Source organism: Klebsiella sp. K-3 (assembly GCF_051207495.1).
In the GTDB taxonomy this organism is placed as follows: domain Bacteria; phylum Pseudomonadota; class Gammaproteobacteria; order Enterobacterales; family Enterobacteriaceae; genus Klebsiella; species Klebsiella aerogenes.
Window position 1 is genome coordinate 46815 of the sequence record NZ_JBPNXF010000010.1, and the last position, 18673, is coordinate 65487.

An 18673-nucleotide genomic window follows, 5' to 3' on the forward strand; every position below is an offset into this window, starting at 1 on the left:
TAAAGCTGGATAATAATTCAGCAATATTCACGGATGGCACAGATTATCGCCGGGAAGCAGGCAGTGGCGGAGGTAGTAGAAAGTGTTAACTCGTGATTTCTTGATGAATGCGGATTGTAAGACGGCGTTTGGCGCGATTGAGGAATCGCTGCTGTGGTCGGCTGAGCAACGGGCGGCCTCGTTGGCGGCGACTCTGGCCTGTCGTCCGGACAACGGTTCGGTGTGGATTTTTGGCTACGGTTCGTTGATGTGGAACCCGGCGCTGGAATACAGCGAATCCTGCACCGGTACGCTGCCGGGTTGGCATCGCGCGTTTTGCCTGCGCCTGACCGCCGGTCGCGGCAGCGCGCATCAGCCGGGCAGGATGCTGGCGTTGAAGGAAGGCGGGCGTACCACCGGAGTGGCCTATCGTCTGCCGGATGAGACGCTGGAGCAAGAGCTGACGCTACTGTGGAAGCGAGAAATGATCACCGGCTGCTATTTGCCAACCTGGTGCCGTCTTGAGCTCGACGATGGGCGCACGGTGAATGCGCTGGTGTTTATTATGGATCCGCGCCACCCGCTGTATGAATCCGATACCAGCGCACAAACCATCGCGCCGCTAATTGCCCGCGCCAGCGGGCCGCTTGGCACCAATGCCCAGTATCTCTTTTCGTTGGATCAGGAATTACGCAAGCTTGGCATGCGCGACGCCAGTCTTGACGATCTGATTATCCAGGTGCGACATCTGGTCGGCGAGGCGAGCCAACCCGGGCTCGCATAAAAACGCCCGGTCCGCCGGGCGTGGAGATTCAGGCTGGAACGTAGCTAATGGAGTGCTCCAGCGACTGGCTATGGCTATCGATCAGCACGTTCCAGGTGCCGCTGTAGGGCACGGTGAGATAAGCGCTATCCCTGTCCTGCACGCTAAAAATATCGGCGTGGCTGTCGCCGGCGGCCTTGGCGCTCATTAAGTGAATATGACAGCGCTCCGAACAGCGCACCACCAGCGTATCACCGCCGAATAACGTTAAACTTGCTTTTACCATTGCCATTTTCATAACCCCGTTTCTGTCTCTGAATACATCAACCCGCGCGTGATATTGTTCACACTTTGCTCGTTGCATAACACCAAAGGGGGAGCGCGTGGATGATGATTTCGATCAACAAAATGGATAACGATTAAACAAAAATGACAATCTTCCTGAAAGCGTTCAGGTGGCGTACTTTTGCATCAGCAATAGCCGCCAGCCTGACATTTAATCCTGTTAATGGCGATTAATTTAGAAGGTCAGCACTTTATCCGCCGTCAGCGTCCACTGCGCCAGCTCGACCAGCGTTCCCACTTCCACGCCATCTACTAATGGCAAATGGGTGATCCCGCGTCCGTCCGTACAGGTCTTGCAGAGTTTTACCGGCACATTCTGCGCGGTGAGGATCTCAAGCATCTGCTGGATGTTATAGCCTTCCGCCGGTTTCTGTCCGCGAAGCCCGGCGGTCACCGCATCGGACATTAAAAACAGCTTCAGATCGAGGTCTGACTCCTGCTCGCGCAGGGCGATAGCCAGCCGCAGGCTATTAAACAGAGATTCGCTGCCGTAGGCGGCGCCGTTGGCGACAATCACAATACGTTGCATAAAGACTCCTTTTATCAGGCACGGTTATTGCTTAGCTTTACCTAAAGACGTAATTCGGGAGAGGGTATGAATAATACGACCGGCATGACGCCTGAAGCAATCGGCTGGTTTCATTATGCGCGCCAACTACAAAAACAGCAGCTCCGCCAGCTAACGCAGCAAGGGGCGCTGGCGAGCGAAATAAGTGGGTTGGTTCATATGCTGCAGTGCGAGCGCGGCGTCTCCAATATGTGGCTCTCTTCCGATGGCCGCTTGTATGACGCCGAACGCCGGGCTGGCGGGGCGCTGGTGGACGCGCGCTTAAGCGCTTTTTATGCTGCGCTGCAACCGGCGCGGGAATCCGCCAGTAGCGCGCTCTGTTGGCGAATAGCCAGCGCGGTGTGGTATCTGGCGCAACTTCCGGCGCTGCGAGCGGCGGTGCAAGGCCGCACGGTGGACGCTCAGGAGGCCACTCAGCGCTTTAGCCGTATTATTCGCCATTTATTGAATATCGTGCCGCAGTTGAATGACAGCATAGACGATCCGCAGATCGCCAGGCGTATGGTCGCCCTGTACAGCTTTATGCAGGGTAAAGAGCTGGCCGGCCAGGAGCGCGCGCTGGGGGCGTTGGGCTTTGCGCGAGGCCAATTTAACGGCGAGCTCCGTCAGCAGCTGGTTGACCGCATTGACGGTCAGCAGCCCTGTTTTGACAGCTTTCAGGCACTTTCCGGTCTGCCACGGGCGCTTGAGCTGCTGCAGGGTTGCGAAGCCGGGCGCGAGATAGAGCAACTGCGGCGCATCGCCTGTACCCGCCAGCCCTCGGTGGACGAAGGGGCCGCGGCGCAGCGCTGGTTTAGCCTGCAAACTGAACGGCTTGAGCAGATGCGCGGTCTGGAGGAGGCGTTGATTGCCGACCTGCTCAGCGCGACCCGGCAGTTGCTCGAACGTGGAGAAGACGATATGCCTCCGCTGCAATGGCCTGAAGAAGAAGGCGGCGATAGCCTGACTTTGCGCCTGGATAAGCAGCTGCTGCCGCTGGTCCGCCAGCAGGCGTGGGAACTTGAGCAACTTTCCGGCCAACTGGCTTCACTGAAAGCGACGCTTGAAGAGCGCAAGATTATTGATAAGGCGAAAGCGCTGCTGATAAGCCATCAAGGGATGCAAGAAGAACAAGCCTGGCAGGCGCTGCGTAAAATGGCGATGGATAAGAACCAGCGGATGGTTGAAATCGCCCGCGCGTTGCTAACGGTGAAAGCCCTGCTGCCGGACTCATCGTCAAATTGAATGCACAATCAGCGGGCAGGCATTGCCTGACGATGGTGCAATAGTTTACGCGGGGAGCGGTAAAACAACGTCTGGCGGGCAATGATAAATTGGCATCCGCTTTGCATTACTGAATTTGAGTGAATCAACAATTTGAGATAACGGACCAACGGCGGTCTGAGGGTCTCTGGATAAAGGCGTCCTGCGGTGCGAAAGCACTGCCGGGCGCTTTTTTTTGCGCGTTCTGGAGCGGCTATGGGCGATAAAGTTTTTATTTCACGACGGCGTTTTTTGCAGGCCGGGGCGGCGCTGGGCGGCGCTATGCTGCTGCCCGGCGTGATGCAGGCGGCGTGGGCGGCGGGTTCCGATAAACCGGAGTTGGCCACCGTGCGGGTTGGATTCATCCCGCTAACCGACTGCGCGCCGCTGGCGATCGCGGCACTGAAAGGATTCGATAAAAAGTATGGCATCAGCCTGCAGCCAAGTAAGGAGGCCAGCTGGGCGGCGGTGCGCGATAAGCTGGTTGCCGGCGAACTCGATGCGGCGCATATCCTCTACGGCATGCTGTATGGCCTTGAGCTTGGTATCGCCGGCAAGCCGCAGTCGATGGCCAACCTGATGACCCTGAACCGCAACGGTCAGGCGATCACCCTCTCAAGTGACCTGCAGGCGCAAGGCGTGAGCGATAGTCATGGGCTCAAGCGGCTGATCGACCAAAAAGCGCCGGGCAGCTACACCTTCGCCCACACCTTTCCTACCGGCACCCATGCGATGTGGCTCTATTACTGGCTGGCGAACGCCGGTATCGACCCCTTCGCCGATGTGCGCATGGTGGTCGTGCCGCCGCCGCAAATGGTAATGAACATGCGCATCGGCAATATGGTTGGCTTCTGCGTTGGCGAACCGTGGAACGCGCGTGCGATTAACGATCGCATTGGCTTTACGGCGGCAACCAGCCAGCAGATCTGGGCGGATCATCCGGAAAAAATCCTCGGCGCGCGCAGCGATTGGGTGGCGCGCTACCCAAATACCGCAAGGGCGCTGGTGGCGGCGCTGCTGGAGGCACAGCGCTGGATTGAAGCGTCTGCCGACAACACCCGCGAAACCGCGCGGATCCTCGCCAGACGCGCGTGGCTCAACACCAAAGAACAGTACCTTAGCGGTCGAATGCTTGGCGAATACGACAACGGCATCGGCAAACGCTGGCGCGACGATCACCCCATGCGCTTCTTTCAGCAGGGCGAAGCCAGCTATCCGTGGCTCTCCGACGGCATGTGGTTCTTAACCCAATTCCGCCGCTGGGGCCTGCTGAAAAACGCGCCGGATTACCAGGCGGTAGCGCAGCGTATCAACCGCATCGACCTGTGGAAAGAGGCGGCGCAGGCCGTGGGCGGTATCACTGCGCCAACGCAAACGCTACGCAGCAGCACGCTGCTGGACGGCAAAGTGTGGAACGGCGTCGACCCGGAAGGGTACGCCGCCAGTTTCGCCATTCAACATAAGGGGGCATGAGATGAAACCAGCCATTAACACGCAGCCGCGCACGCAGACCTCACCCGCGCCGGGCGAAATCATTGTCCTGCCGCCGTTGCAGGTGCGCAAAGCTACGCCGTCCGCCAGGCGCTGGCTGAACGCCGCGCTGCAACGTCTGCTGCCGCCGCTACTGGGCCTGGGTCTGCTGCTGCTCGGCTGGCAGCTGGCGGCGCTTGGTACGAAAGGCTTCCCGACGCCGCTGAGCACCCTGGATTCGGCGCTGACGCTGTTTTCCGACCCGTTCTACCGCGACGGACCGAACGACATGGGCATCGGCTGGAACGTGCTGGCTTCGCTGCAACGGGTCGCGGTGGGCTTTGGTTTGGCGGCGCTGGCCGGTATTCCGCTGGGCTTTCTTATCGGCCGCTCGCTGTTCTTTGCGCGAATGTTTAATCCGCTTATCGCGCTGCTGCGCCCGGTGAGTCCGTTGGCGTGGTTACCGATTGGCCTGCTGCTGTTTCAGAAGGCGGAGCCGGCTTCCAGCGGGACCATTTTTATCTGCTCTATCTGGCCGATGGTCATTAACACCGCGGAAGGCGTCAGGCGCATACCGCAGGACTATCTCAATGTGGCTCGCGTGCTGCAGCTGTCGGAATGGACGGTGATGCGCAAAATCCTCTTTCCGGCAGTGCTGCCCGCGGTATTAACCGGCGTGCGGCTGTCGATAGGCATTGCCTGGCTGGTGATCGTCGCCGCCGAGATGCTGACCGGTGGGTTGGGTATTGGGTTTTGGATCTGGAATGAATGGAACAACCTCAATGTGGAAAACATCATCATCGCTATCGTCATTATCGGCGTCGTCGGCCTGCTGCTCGAACAGGGGCTCATATTGCTCGCTCGCCGCTTCAGTTGGCAGGAAAAATAAGGAGTCGCTATGAAACCATTAATTCAGGTGCAGGCCGTCAGTCAACGCTTTAACACCGCCAGCGGCGAGTTCCTGGCGCTGCAAAACGTCTCATTTGATATTCACGAAGGGGAAACCATCAGCCTGATTGGCCACTCCGGATGCGGCAAATCCACGCTGTTGAATCTGATTGCCGGGATTACCCAGCCCACTGAGGGCGGGCTGCTATGCGATAACCGTGAAATTTCCGGGCCGGGGCCTGAACGGGCGGTGGTGTTCCAGAACCATTCGCTGCTGCCATGGCTGAGCTGTTTTGACAACGTGGCGCTGGCGGTGGATCAGGTGTTTCGCCGTACCATGAGCAAGGCAGAGCGCCGGGAGTGGATTGAGCACAATTTACAGCGAGTACAGATGGGGCACGCGCTGCACAAACGGCCGGGGGAGATCTCCGGCGGTATGAAGCAGCGCGTTGGCATCGCGCGCGCGCTGGCGATGAAGCCAAAAGTGTTACTGCTTGATGAGCCTTTTGGCGCGCTGGACGCGCTCACCCGAGCCCATCTGCAGGATGCGGTAATGCACATCCAGGAGGAACTAAACACCACCATTGTCGTGATCACCCACGACGTCGATGAGGCGGTACTGCTTTCCGACCGGGTGTTAATGATGACCAATGGCCCGGCCGCGACGATCGGCGAGATCCTTGACGTTAATATGCCGCGTCCACGTAACCGGGTCCAACTGGCGGATGATAAACACTACCACCACCTGCGTCAGCAGATCCTCCATTTCCTCTACGAAAAGCAGCCGAAAGCGGCGTAAGGCGGAATGATGCGGCGACTGGTGATTATCGGCAACGGTATGGCGGCAACCCGGCTGGCTGAGAAGCTGGCGGCGCGCGCGCAGGGGCGTTTCATCATCACGCTAATCGGCGATGAACCGCAGCCGGCCTACAACCGCATTCAGCTCTCGCCGGTACTCGGCGGGGAAAAAACGGCGGCGCAAATACAACTGCTGCCGACGGAGTGGTACGCACAGCATGGTGTCCGCGTGCGGCTTGGCGAGGCGGTAAGCGAAGTGGATGTCGCCGGGAGAAGACTACGCGTCGGCGGCGACTGGCTGGGATGGGATGAACTAGTGTTCGCCACCGGATCGCAGCCGTTTATCCCGTCGCTGGCGGGCATTGAGCGCCCTCAGGTATTCGCCTTTCGCACCCTGGCGGATGTTAAAGACATCCTTGCAATCCCCGGCCCGGCGGTGGTAATCGGCGGCGGCGTACTGGGCGTGGAGGCCGCGGCGGCGCTGCGCCGTCACGGTGGGGAAGTGACGCTACTCCATCGCGGTAGCGGTTTGATGGAGCCACTTACCGATGCTTTCGCTGCGGAACAGTTAAAACAACAGCTTGAGGCACGCGGCATCCGCTGCGTGCTGGAGAGCCGAATTGCCGCTATTGACGAACAGCATGTGCGGCTGGAAGACGGGCGCGCTTTTGCCGCCAGCCGGGTGGTGTTAGCCACCGGCGTGCGGCCGGATATCCGTCTGGCGACGCGCAGCGGCGTAGCCTGCCAGCGGGGGATTATCGTCGACCGCCGGATGGCGACCTCGCTGCCAGGGATCAGCGCTATCGGCGAGTGTTGTGAGATTGACGGCCAAACCTGGGGACTGGTGGCTCCCTGTTTGCGCCAGGCCGATGTGTTAGTTGAACGCCTGTGCGGGGCTCCCGGCGAAGAGTTCAGCTGGCAGGACGGCGGTACCCGGTTGAAGGTCACCGGTATCGAGTTTTTTAGCGCTGGCGAACAGCAGGCCGGCGAGCAGGACCAGATCTACAGCAGTTGGGACCCCATCGATCGCCACTACCGTCGCCTGCTGATCCGCGATGGCCGGCTGCACGGCGTGCTGCTGCTGGGCGACTGCCAGCAGGCGGCGCCGCTTACCGCGCTGCTCGGCAGCGATAGGTCTCCTTCAGCGGAGTGGCTTTTTGACCCATCTATAACGCAGCCGCGGGCTGCAGGAAAAATGACGATGACTAAACCTGTATTAGTGCTGGTCGGACACGGCATGGTCGGCCACCATTTTCTTGAGCAATGCGTGAGCCGGAACCTGCACCAGCAGTACCGTATCGTGGTTTTTGGCGAAGAGCGCTATGCCGCCTATGACCGGGTTCATCTCTCGGAATATTTCGCCGGGCGCAGCGCAGAGTCGCTATCGCTGGTAGAGGGAGACTTTTTTAGCCAGTACGGGATTGAGCTGCGGCTAGGGGAGACGATCGCGGAAATCGATCGTCCGGCGCGAATCGTGCGCGATGCCCACGGCCATGAAACCCATTGGGATAAGCTGGTGCTGGCGACCGGCTCCTATCCCTTCGTGCCGCCAATCCCCGGTAACGATGAAGAAGGCTGCTTCGTCTATCGTACGCTTGACGATCTTGACCGCATTGCCGCCCGCGCCGCCACTGCGCAGAGCGGGGTGGTCATCGGAGGCGGGCTGTTGGGGCTGGAAGCCGCTAACGCATTAAAACAGTTGGGGCTTAAGACCCATGTGGTGGAGTTCGCCGCCAACCTGATGGCGGTGCAGTTGGATAACGGCGGCGCGGCGATGCTGCGGGAGAAAATTCTCGATCTGGAGGTTGGCGTGCACACCAGCAAAGCGACGACCGCGATAGTGCGCACCGCCGAGGGGCTGCAGCTTAACTTTGCCGATGGCGATACGCTGCAGACCGATATGGTGGTCTTTTCCGCCGGGATCCGCCCGCAGGATGCGCTGGCGCGCGGCGCAGGCCTGGCAATCGGCGAACGCGGCGGTATCGGTATCGATGACCACTGCCGGACCTCGGACGCAGATATATTGGCGATTGGCGAATGCGCGCTGTGGGACAACAAAATTTATGGCCTGGTGGCGCCGGGCTATCACATGGCGCGCACCGCAGCGGCGCAGTTGGCTGGCGAAGCGGCCCGCTTTAGCGGCGCCGATATGAGCACCAAACTCAAACTGCTCGGCGTGGATGTGGCGTCGTTTGGCGATGCTCACGGACGTACAGCTGGTTGCCAGAGCTATCAATGGACCGATGGTCCGCGGCAGATCTACAAAAAGATCGTTGTTAGCGCTGATGGCAAAACGCTGCTGGGCGGCGTACTGGTGGGCGATGCCGGTGACTACGCGACGCTGTTGCAGATGATGCTGAACGGCATGGCGCTACCGTCTCGTCCGGAAAGTCTGATCCTCCCCGCGATGGATGGGGCCACGACGAAAGCGCTGGGCGTGGCGGCGCTGCCGGATAGCGCGCAGATTTGCTCTTGCCATAACGTCAGTAAGGGGGACATTTGCCAGGCGGTCAGCGCAGGAGCGGGCGATATGGCGGCGATAAAAAGCTGCACTAAAGCGGCGACCGGCTGCGGGGGCTGTAGCGCGCTGGTCAAACAGGTGATGGAACACCAGCTTGCCGGGCAGGGCGTCGAGGTTAAAAAAGATATCTGCGAGCATTTTCCGTGGTCGCGGCAGGAGATCTATCATCTGGTACGAGTCAACCACATCCATACCTTCGATCAGCTCATTAGCCGTTACGGGCAGGGCCACGGCTGTGAAGTGTGTAAACCGCTGGTGGCGTCGGTACTGGCCTCCTGCTGGAATGAGTATCTGCTGAAACCGGCGCATCTGCCGCTGCAGGACACCAACGATCGCTACTTCGCCAATATTCAGAAAGACGGTACTTACTCGGTGGTGCCGCGGATGGCCGCAGGCGAAGTGACACCGGACGGGCTTATCGCTATCGGCCAGATCGCCAAACGTTACCAGCTGTACAGTAAAGTGACCGGAGGACAGCGTATCGACCTGTTTGGCGCGCGGCTGGAGCAACTGCCGGACATCTGGCGCGAACTGGCGGCGGCGGGATTTGAAACCGGACACGCCTACGGCAAATCATTACGCACGGTAAAATCCTGCGTCGGCTCGACCTGGTGCCGCTATGGGGTTCAGGATTCAACGGGGCTGGCGGTAAGGCTTGAACATCGTTACAAGGGGCTGCGCGCGCCGCACAAAATCAAAATGGCGGTCTCGGGCTGTACCCGCGAATGTGCCGAAGCGCAAGGTAAAGACATCGGGGTTATTGCGACTGAAAAGGGCTGGAATCTTTACGTCTGCGGCAACGGCGGGATGAAACCGCGCCATGCGGACCTCTTTGCGAGTGACCTTGATGACGCCAGCCTAATCCGTACCGTCGATCGGTTGTTGATGTTTTATATTCGCACCGCCGACCGCCTGCAGCGCACCAGTAGCTGGATGGATAACCTTGAAGGCGGCGTGGCGTATCTACGCGAGGTGATCTTGCACGATAGTCTCGGTATCGGCGATGAGCTGGAGCAGGAGATGGCGCGGGTGGTGGATAGCTACCAGTGCGAATGGCAGACCACCCTGAACGATCCACAGCGGCTGGCGCTATTCCGTTCCTACGTTAACAGCGATGAGGCCGATGAGGCGGTGCAGCGGCAAATCCTGCGCGGTCAGCCGCAGCTGGTGGCGCCGCAAGGGCTTGGGCAACCGGCCCTGCCGTCGCGGCCGTGGCAGGCGATCTGCGATCTGGACGCGATCCCGCCGCAGGCGGGGATCGGCGCGCGCCTCGGCGAGCGGCAAATTGCGCTGTTCCGCTTCGGCGAGCAAGTTTATGCGCTGGATAACCAGGAACCCGGCAGCGAGGCCAACGTGTTATCGCGCGGCATTTTAGGCGACGCGGGCGGCGAGCCGATCGTTATTTCGCCGCTGTATAAACAGCGGATTCGCTTGCGAGATGGTCGCTTGTACGACAGCGGCGAGCCGTCGGTGCGCGCGTGGCCGGTGAAGATCGAACAGGGCAAAGTGTGGGTCGGCAACCAGGCATTGCTGCTGCGCGCGGAGGCGAGCTGATGAGCGAAACCCGAACCACCTGCCCATACTGTGGCGTCGGCTGCGGGGTTATCGCCCGCGTTGAACCCAGCGGAACCGTCACGATTCGCGGCGATGAAAACCATCCTGCCAACTTTGGCCGCTTGTGCGTAAAAGGGGCGGCGCTTGGGGAAACGACCTCGCTTACCGGGCGATTATTACATCCTGAAGTCGATGGCCGGGCGGTCGGCTGGCCGCAGGCGCTGGCGGAGGCGGGTTCACGTCTGCGCGACATTATTGAGCGCTACGGCCCGAAGGCGGTCGCGTTTTACGCTTCCGGTCAGCTGTTAACTGAGGATTATTACGCCGCCAACAAGTTGATGAAGGGCTTTATCGGCGCCGCCAATATCGATACGAATTCGCGGTTATGTATGTCATCGGCGGTCACTGGCTATAAGCGGGCGCTCGGCGCGGACGTCGTGCCGTGCAGCTATGAAGATGTCGAGCAAAGCGATCTGGTGGTGCTGGTGGGCTCCAACGCCGCCTGGGCGCATCCGGTTCTCTATCAGCGGTTGGCGCAGGCGAAACGCGATAATCCGCGGTTGCGGATCGTGGTGGTGGATCCGCGACGCACCGCGACCTGCGATATTGCCGACGATCATCTGGCCTTGGCGCCCGGTAGCGATGGCGGGCTATTTGTCGGCCTGCTTAATGCTATTGCCGCCAGCGGTGAAATGGCGGCGGGTTTTCGCGACCAGCGGCAGGCGCTGACCATCGCCGCGCAATGGAGCGTGGAAAAAGCGGCCGCTTTCTGCGGCCTGCCGCCGGAGCAGGTGGCTCGCTTTTATCGTGATTTTATCGCTGCACCGCGCGCTATCACGCTGTACACCATGGGAATTAATCAGTCCGCCAGCGGCAGCGATAAGTGCAACGCGATTATCAATGTCCATCTTGCCAGCGGGAAGTTTGCCCGCCGTGGCTGCGGGCCGTTTTCGCTGACCGGTCAACCCAACGCCATGGGCGGGCGTGAAGTGGGGGGGCTGGCGACGATGCTGGCGGCGCATATGAATTTTGAGCCGCAGGACCTGCAGCGATTAGCGCGCTTTTGGGGCAGCGAGCGACTGGCGCAGACGCCGGGGCTAACCGCCGTCGAACTCTTCGCCGCGATTGGACGCGGCGAGGTCAAAGCGGTGTGGATTATGGGGACCAATCCGGTGGTCTCACTGCCCGATAGCCACGCGGTGAGTCAGGTGCTGTCCAGGTGTCCGCTGGTGATGGTCTCCGATGTCGCCGCCAATACTGATACCGGTCGCTTTGCCCATATCCGCTTTCCGGCGCTGGCATGGGGCGAAAAAAACGGTACCGTGACTAACTCGGAGCGGCGAATTTCGCGTCAGCGGGCTTTTTTGCCGCCGCCGGGGGAGGCGAAAGCCGACTGGTGGATCATTTCCCGTCTCGCCGCCGAATTAGGTTATGCCCGGGCTTTTTCATGGCAACATCCGCATGAGGTGTTTTGTGAACACGCGGCGCTCTCAGGGTTTGAAAATGACGGCCTGCGGGCGTTTGATATTGGCGGGCTGGCGGACCTCAGCCGGGAGTCGTGGGATGCCCTGGCGCCGGTGCGCTGGCCGGTGAGCCGCAGCGCAGCGCCCTGGCGGTTAACGGAGGGCTGGCACGGCGACGGCAGGTTGCGGATGGTGCCGGTGTCGCCGCAGCCGACCCGGGCGCGGACCGAGGCATTTTATCCATTGATCCTCAATAGCGGACGTATTCGCGATCAGTGGCATACCATGACCCGCACCGGCGACATACCGCGGTTGATGCAGCATATTGCCGAACCGGTCGTCGAGGTGGCGCCTGCCGATGCTCGTCGATTTGAATTACGTGAGGGAGAACTGGCTCGCGTCTGGTCGCGCCACGGCGTGATGATTGCAAAGGTGATAGTTAGCGAAGGGCAGCGCGCCGGTTCGCTCTTTGTGCCGATGCACTGGAATAATCAGTTTGCCCGCCAGGGACGGGTCAATAATTTACTGGCGGCGGTCACCGATCCGCATTCCGGCCAGCCGGAGAGCAAGCAGTCGGCGGTAGCAATAGCGCCGTGGCGGCCGCTGTGGCAAGGGGAGCTATTATCTCGCGAGCCCTTGCCGTTGCCATCCTCGCTGCACTGGCGGCGGCGGGCGGCGGTAGGGCTCAGCCATTTGTCGCTGGCCGCGGACACCGGCCCGCAAAGCTGGCTGAGCGAGTGGTGTCGCAAACAGGGATGGCAGTTGCAAATTGCCGAAGGCGGTGGGCTGTGGAACCTACTGGCCTGGCACGACGGACAATTGATGCTCGGCTGCTGGAGCGATATTAAGCCGCCGCAAATCGATGCTGAATGGCTGTATACGGCGTTCCGGACGCCGCCGCAGACCGCCGGGCTACGCCATGCGTTGCTCAGCGGCCGTAAGGGCGGCGACAGCGCGCCGCGTGGGCAGACTATCTGCAGTTGCTTTAGTATCGGTGAGCGGCAGATCGGCGAGGCGGTTGCCGGCGGTTGCGTCAGCGTAGAGGCGCTTGGCGCGAAGCTCAAGTGCGGCACCAACTGTGGTTCCTGTATTCCGGAACTCAAAGCGCTGCTGGCGGCAAATCAAACTCGAACGCCGGTTTGATGATAGGGGAAAGCAAACGCCAACCGGTTTCAGTTTATTCCTGGAATGGCCTACAGGGCTGCGGGGAAGGGCAAAAAACGATAAACTAACGTGATGTTGTTATTCCCCGTGAGCTTACGTTAATCCGTTTGATGCCTTTGCCGTACCGCTTAACCCCATCACTGACGCTTCTCCTGCTGCTGACAGGCGCTCCCGCCTGGGCGCTGATTGCCAACGATAGCAGTATGCCGCCGCAAACTACGCTGCCTGATTTAGGGATAGCGCCGCAGGTCGACGACGATGCCAAACATTTCGCCGAGATGGCCAAGAAATTCGGCGAAGCCAGCATGAGCGATAACGGACTCACCACCGGCGAGCAGGCGCGAATGTTCGCCATAGGCAAAATCGGCAATGAGTTCAGCCATCATCTGGAAAACTGGCTGTCGCCGTGGGGGAATGCCAATATCGACCTGTTGGTGGATAAAGAGGGTAACTTCACCGGCAGCAAGGGGAGCTGGTTTGTGCCGCTGCAGGACAATGAACGTTACCTCACCTGGAATCAATATTCGGTTACCCGGCGCGAGAACGATCTGGTGGGCAATGTTGGGCTCGGCCAGCGCTGGCGTGTCGGTGGCTGGCTGCTGGGCTATAACTCCTTTTACGACAAAGTGCTCAGCGAGAGTCTGGCGCGCGGCAGTATCGGCGCGGAAGCCTGGGGCGAGTACTTGCGCTTATCGGCCAACTATTACCACCCACTTGGCGACTGGCAGTTGCGGGAAAACCAGACTCAGGAACAGCGGATGGCCGTCGGCTATGACGTCACTGCCCAGGCGCGATTGCCATTTTATCAGCACATCAATACCAGCGTCAGCGTTGAACAGTATTTCGGCGATAGTGTCGATCTGTTTCATTCCGGTACCGGATATCACAATCCGGTGGCGGTTTCGGTGGGACTGAATTACACCCCGGTACCGCTGGTGACGGTCACCGCTAAACACAAACAGGGTGAAAATGGCGTCAGCCAGAATAATGTCGGCCTGAAGCTGAATTATCGTTTTGGGGTACCGCTGAAACAGCAACTGGCGGCGGATGAAGTGGCTATCAGCAACTCGCTGCGCGGCAGCCGCTACGATAGCCCGGAACGCGATAATCTGCCGGTAGTGGAATATCGACAGCGTAAGAATCTGACGGTGTATCTGGCGACGCCGCCGTGGGATTTGCACTCCGGCGAAACGGTACAGCTGAAGCTGCAAATTAATAGCCTGCACGGCATTAAATCGCTGCATTGGCAGGGGGATACTCAGGCGCTAAGCCTGACGCCGCCGGTTAATGCCAACAGTGCGGATGGCTGGAGCATCATTATGCCGGTTTGGAACAGCGAGCCGGGCGCGGTGAATCGCTGGCGTCTGTCGGTGGTGGTTGAAGATAAATCGGGTCAGCGCGTCTCTTCCAATGAGATCGCACTGGCGCTGACCGAGCCGCTGGTGACGTTTACGGCTCCCGACGTTTCCTGGACGGAATCGCCTTAGAAGATCCGTTCCTGGTGAACCCAGACGGCGGCTTCAACCCGTGATTTCAGCTTCATTTTCTTCAGCATGTGTTTCACGTGCACTTTAACGGTGCTTTCGGTGATATCCAGGCGGCGGGCAATCATTTTGTTCGGCAGGCCCTGGGCAATCAGCTTCAGGATATCGCGCTCGCGCGGGGTCAGCTGGCTGATGTCGCGGTCGGACGTGGCGCGATTAGCGCGCAGGCTGGCGGCCAGTACCGGGGTTAACGCTTCGCTTAATACCATTTCGCCCGCAGCGGCCTGCTGCAGCGCTTTCAGCAAATCTTCTGGTTCCATATCTTTCAACAGGTAGCCGTCGGCGCCGCGTTTCAGGGCGGTCACTACGTCCTCTTCATGATTGGAGACGCTGAATACCACTACGCGGCCGGAGAGCGATTTTTCCCGCAGCTTGTCGAGCGTTTCGAGGCCGTTCATGCCCGGCATATTAAGGTCCAGTAGAATCAGGTCCGGATCCAGCGATTCCGCCAGTTCGATACCTTGTTCGCCATTACTGGCTTCGCCGATAACCTGAATGTCCGGCGCCATGCTAACCAGTTGCTTTACGCCAGTGCGCAGCATGGGATGATCATCAATGAGAAGGATGGTTGCCCGTTCCTGTTGACTCATAGGGGTCTCCTTATTGGATTGAAAACGATTTTTCCGGGATAAACGTCACCACGACTTCGGTACCGCCGGTCTCCCGGCGGCGCACCTGACAGTCGCCGCGCAAGCTTTGCGCGCGATCCCGCATAATAATTAAACCGTAATGGTTACTTCGCTCCGCGTTTTCCGGTACCCCGCGGCCGTTATCGGCAACGACTAAACGTACCTGATTATCGCGTTGTGACACGGTCACGGTGACTTCCGTCGCGTTGGCATGCTTCAACGCATTGCTTAACGCCTCGCGGGCGATCTGCAGCAGGTGAATCGCCTGATGCGACGGGACAAAACGCGGCGGCAACTGATAATCCAGTTGTACCGTGAAACCAAAGTGCGCGCTGTACTCCTGACAACTGGCCTCCAGCGCCGGGCGCAGACCCGCCTCGGTAAGCTGCAGGCGGAAGGTGGTTAACAGCTCCCTTAGCTGCGCCCATGAGGTATTGAGTTCGTTGCGGATCTGCCCCAACAGCAGCCGGCTTTCATCCGGCAGGCTATCGCCCTGCATCTGCAGACAGCTCACCTGCATCTTCATGCACGAGAGTGACTGGGCGATAGAGTCGTGAAGCTCGCGGGCGATGGTCGCACGCTCTTCCATCACGATGAGCTGCTGCTGTTTTTCCTGATGGCGATCCAGCGCCAGGGTGCTGGTCAACTGCTCCACCAGCGTATCCACCAGTTGCTGTTGGTCATGGCTGAGATGGCGGCCAACCGGCAGCGTTGCCAGCAGAATGCCATATTGATTATGCGCGTCTGAAAGTCGCCATTTCAACGTCGTGCCGCCATCCGGCAGCGGGGGAAGATCGCGCGGACACAGATAGCAGCCTTTATCATCGCATTCGATATCGGAGTGGCAGGCAAACTCCTGATGATTGTCTTCATCCTCGAGGTCATACACCCGCACTTCAATATCACGTAGCAACGTCAGCCCTTGCAGACCGTTCAGCACCGGTGAGATGCGCTCGCACAGCGGGGCGCTGGAGTGTAACCGACGGTTGGCCTGCCATAAAAAGGCCAGGATCTCGTTTTTCTGCTCGAGGCCGGCGGTCTTTTCCTGTACCCGCCGTTCAAGCACGGCGTAGCTTTCCGCCAGCTCTTCCGACATGTTATTCAACGCCATGCCGAGGGTCGCCATTTCGTTGCGCCCGCTAATATGCGCGCGCTGGGTAAAGTCGCGCTGGCTGACCGCCCGCGCCATACCCAGTAACTGTTTCCACGGTCGCAGCAGACGGGCGCGTAGCCAGATGATGGTAAAGATCAGCAGCAGCGCCATGCCAACGGCGAGGATCCGGTGGATCCAGACCACGCGCTCGATACGTTGTTCGGTGGTGTGGTCGAAGGCGGTCACCAATTGGTCAATACGGTCGACAAAATCGGCGACATCCTGTGCCACGTCGCTTTGCCTGACGGCCTGTTTCATACCTGGTCCCAGCGACAACTGCCAATATTGCTGTAGCGCTTTCAGCTGGACTTCCTGGCCGTCACGACGCGCGGAGTATTGCAACTCCGGGCTGAAAACGGTAGCGGTCATATCGTTAAACAGTTTTTGATCGTTGTCCGTTAGCGGAATAGCCGCCAGCAGGCGGTAGCTCTGCATACGCAACGAGCCGGCCTTGTTAATGGCGTGGGCGCTGCCCTGCACCCCATGCACCAGGCGGGCGGATATCGCCATGCCGGCCACGCCGATGATGGTGGCGAGCAGCACGATTAACGCCAGCTGATTAACCAACGTGAGCGGCGTAAAAAGACGTTTTAACATGGAATGGGTGGCTCCTGATGGGTCATCTCTCCGGGAGTGGCGCTTATTCTCAGCTATCCCCTGGAGTATACCCATACCCCTAAGGTATTACTCCTTAATTGTCGGTGGTAGACGCCGTGGTGGGAGGGATAACCAGAAACCCGGCAGCCGCGTGAAAAACCACACTTTTTTTCTCATAATTATCTACTCACTTCGGAGCATGATTTATTTTTGCACAAAATGGCCCGCGCTTTTCCTTTGATTTATATCAACTTACAGCCTTGAGCAACCCCTAAGGTAGCATCAGGAAATATGAATAATCAGAGGTATCTATGAGTCACTCTTCAATCCCGGAGAAGGCTAACAGCTCAGTCATCACCGACTGGCGTCCTGAAGATCCTGAGTTTTGGCAACAGCGCGGCCACCGTGTGGCGAGCCGTAATTTGTGGATCTCCGTTCCCTGCCTTTTACTGGCGTTCTGCGTCTGGATGTTGTTCAGCGCCGTCGCCGTGAATCTTAATAAAGTTGGCTTTCAGTTTACTACCGATCAGCTGTTTATGCTGACCGCGCTCCCGGCCCTTTCCGGCGCATTGCTGCGCGTACCTTATGCCTTTATGGTCCCGCTGTTCGGCGGCCGCCGCTGGACGGCCTTTAGTACCGGCATCATGATTATTCCGTGCGTATGGCTGGGCTTCGCGGTACAGGATACCTCTACGCCGTTTAGCGTGTTCGTAATTATCTCTCTGCTGTGCGGCTTTGCCGGCGCTAACTTTGCATCCAGTATGGCGAATATCAGCTTCTTCTTCCCGAAAGAAAAGCAGGGCGGCGCGCTGGGTGTTAACGGGGGGCTTGGCAACATGGGCGTCAGCGTGATGCAGCTGGTTGCGCCGCTGGTGGTCTCGCTCTCTATCTTTGCCGTATTTGGCGGAAGCGGTAGCGAGCAACCGGATGGCTCAATGCTGTATCTGGAAAACGCCGCGTGGATCTGGGTGCCTTTCCTGATTATCTTTACCCTGGCAGCGTGGTTCTTTATGAACGACCTGTCGGCCTCGAAAGCGTCACTGAGCGAACAGTTGCCGGTACTTAAACGCCTGCATCTGTGGATTATGGCGCTGCTGTATCTGGCGACCTTCGGATCCTTCATCGGTTTCTCCGCCGGGTTTGCGATGCTGTCTAAAACCCAGTTCCCGGACGTGCAGATCCTGCACTATGCCTTCTTCGGTCCGTTTATTGGCGCGCTGGCGCGCTCGATGGGCGGCGCGATTTCCGACCGACTCGGCGGAACCCGCGTGACGCTGGTGAACTTCGTGGTGATGGCGGTTTTCTGCGCGTTACTGTTCCTGACTCTGCCGACCAACGGTCATGGCGGCAACTTCATCGCCTTCTTCGCGGTATTTATGGTGCTGTTCCTGACCGCCGGACTGGGCAGCGCCTCCACCTTCCAGATGATTTCCGTTATTTTCCGTAAGCTTACGATGGATCGCGTGAAAGCGCAGGGTGGTAGCGAAGCGCAGGCGATGCGTGAAGCGGCAACGGATACCGCCGCGGCGCTGGGCTTTATTTCGGCGATTGGCGCGATTGGTGGTTTCTTTATTCCGAAAGCGTTTGGTATTTCGCTGGATCTGACCGGCTCGCCGGCCGGGGCAATGAAAGTCTTCCTCGTGTTCTATATTGCCTGCGTAGTGATCACCTGGGCGGTATACGGCCGTAAACAGAAATAAGTCTTTTCTTAACGGTAAGTGACAGGGCGCGCCACAGGGTGCGCCCTTTTTATTATTTGTTGTTAGTTACAACATACTTTTAATCTGCGCAAGGTTGTTGAATTCAGGGAGATAACTATCGATATGCTATCTACCACTTAATACCTAAGCGTGGCATAAATCCCGGTTAACATTCTGTCATATTTAAAATAATCCTTATAAAACAATTGGATATTTAATAAATATCGTTACTACTTTGGTGGTATCTGTGGGTGGGGTGTGGATTTATAAGCTATTTCGCATTGATCGCCATCAA

The 18673-nt window shown here is 58.8% G+C and carries 13 protein-coding genes; 9 read left to right on the top strand and 4 right to left on the bottom strand.

Features of this window, described 5'->3' with window-relative positions; all coding sequences use genetic code 11:
• Positions 1-82 precede the first annotated feature (82 nt).
• Positions 83-763: a gamma-glutamylcyclotransferase gene (locus ACSEMK_RS17400; protein WP_015705085.1), complete on the top strand. Its 681-nt coding sequence runs from the start codon at positions 83-85 to the stop codon at positions 761-763.
• Between the two features lie 28 nt (positions 764-791).
• Here the strand turns inward: ACSEMK_RS17400 and ACSEMK_RS17405 are convergent, their stop codons facing one another.
• A complete protein-coding gene (locus ACSEMK_RS17405) occupies positions 792-1034 on the bottom strand; it encodes a DUF1883 domain-containing protein (RefSeq protein WP_015705086.1) in 243 nt (80 codons plus the stop codon).
• 228 nt (positions 1035-1262) lie between these two features.
• Positions 1263-1616: a DsrE/DsrF/TusD sulfur relay family protein gene (locus tag ACSEMK_RS17410; protein ID WP_435336612.1), complete on the bottom strand. Its 354-nt coding sequence runs from the start codon at positions 1614-1616 to the stop codon at positions 1263-1265.
• Positions 1617-1682: 66 nt separating this feature from the next.
• On the opposite strand from ACSEMK_RS17410, the gene nasR reads away from it, so the two are divergent.
• From nasR to ACSEMK_RS17445, 7 genes are all read left to right on the top strand, one after another.
• Positions 1683-2879, top strand: coding sequence for a nitrate regulatory protein NasR (gene nasR / locus ACSEMK_RS17415; RefSeq protein WP_430915285.1), 1197 nt, complete (start codon positions 1683-1685; stop codon positions 2877-2879).
• 234 nt (positions 2880-3113) lie between these two features.
• Complete coding sequence (locus tag ACSEMK_RS17420; protein ID WP_430915284.1) at positions 3114-4370, top strand: ABC transporter substrate-binding protein; 1257 nt, start codon at positions 3114-3116, stop codon at positions 4368-4370.
• A gap of 1 nt (position 4371) precedes the next feature.
• Positions 4372-5256: a nitrate ABC transporter permease gene (gene ntrB, locus ACSEMK_RS17425; RefSeq protein ID WP_430915283.1), complete on the top strand. Its 885-nt coding sequence runs from the start codon at positions 4372-4374 to the stop codon at positions 5254-5256.
• Between the two features lie 9 nt (positions 5257-5265).
• Complete coding sequence (locus ACSEMK_RS17430; RefSeq protein WP_430915282.1) at positions 5266-6054, top strand: ABC transporter ATP-binding protein; 789 nt, start codon at positions 5266-5268, stop codon at positions 6052-6054.
• Positions 6055-6060: 6 nt separating this feature from the next.
• Positions 6061-10128, top strand: a complete 4068-nt coding sequence (gene nirB, locus ACSEMK_RS17435) for a nitrite reductase large subunit NirB (protein WP_430915281.1) — start codon at positions 6061-6063, stop codon at positions 10126-10128.
• Positions 10128-12734, top strand: coding sequence for a molybdopterin-dependent oxidoreductase (locus ACSEMK_RS17440; RefSeq protein WP_430915280.1), 2607 nt, complete (start codon positions 10128-10130; stop codon positions 12732-12734). Before nirB ends, ACSEMK_RS17440 begins: the two co-directional genes overlap by 1 nt.
• A gap of 131 nt (positions 12735-12865) precedes the next feature.
• Positions 12866-14242, top strand: coding sequence for a YchO/YchP family invasin (locus ACSEMK_RS17445; protein WP_213793777.1), 1377 nt, complete (start codon positions 12866-12868; stop codon positions 14240-14242).
• On the opposite strand, the gene narL is transcribed toward ACSEMK_RS17445, so the two are convergent.
• Both narL and narX read right to left on the bottom strand, forming a co-directional pair.
• On the bottom strand, positions 14239-14889 hold the full coding sequence (gene narL, locus ACSEMK_RS17450) for a two-component system response regulator NarL (RefSeq protein WP_015705094.1): 651 nt from the start codon (positions 14887-14889) through the stop codon (positions 14239-14241). The genes ACSEMK_RS17445 and narL overlap by 4 nt on opposite strands.
• Positions 14890-14899: 10 nt before the next feature.
• The gene (gene narX / locus ACSEMK_RS17455; RefSeq protein WP_213316722.1) at positions 14900-16678 is read right to left on the bottom strand and encodes a nitrate/nitrite two-component system sensor histidine kinase NarX; all 1779 of its coding nucleotides are present in this window, start codon (positions 16676-16678) and stop codon (positions 14900-14902) included.
• 311 nt (positions 16679-16989) lie between these two features.
• On the opposite strand from narX, the gene ACSEMK_RS17460 reads away from it, so the two are divergent.
• Positions 16990-18378 carry a NarK family nitrate/nitrite MFS transporter gene (locus ACSEMK_RS17460; RefSeq protein WP_435336613.1) on the top strand — a complete coding sequence of 463 codons (1389 nt, stop codon included), beginning with the start codon at positions 16990-16992 and terminating at the stop codon, positions 18376-18378.
• Positions 18379-18673 lie beyond the last annotated feature (295 nt).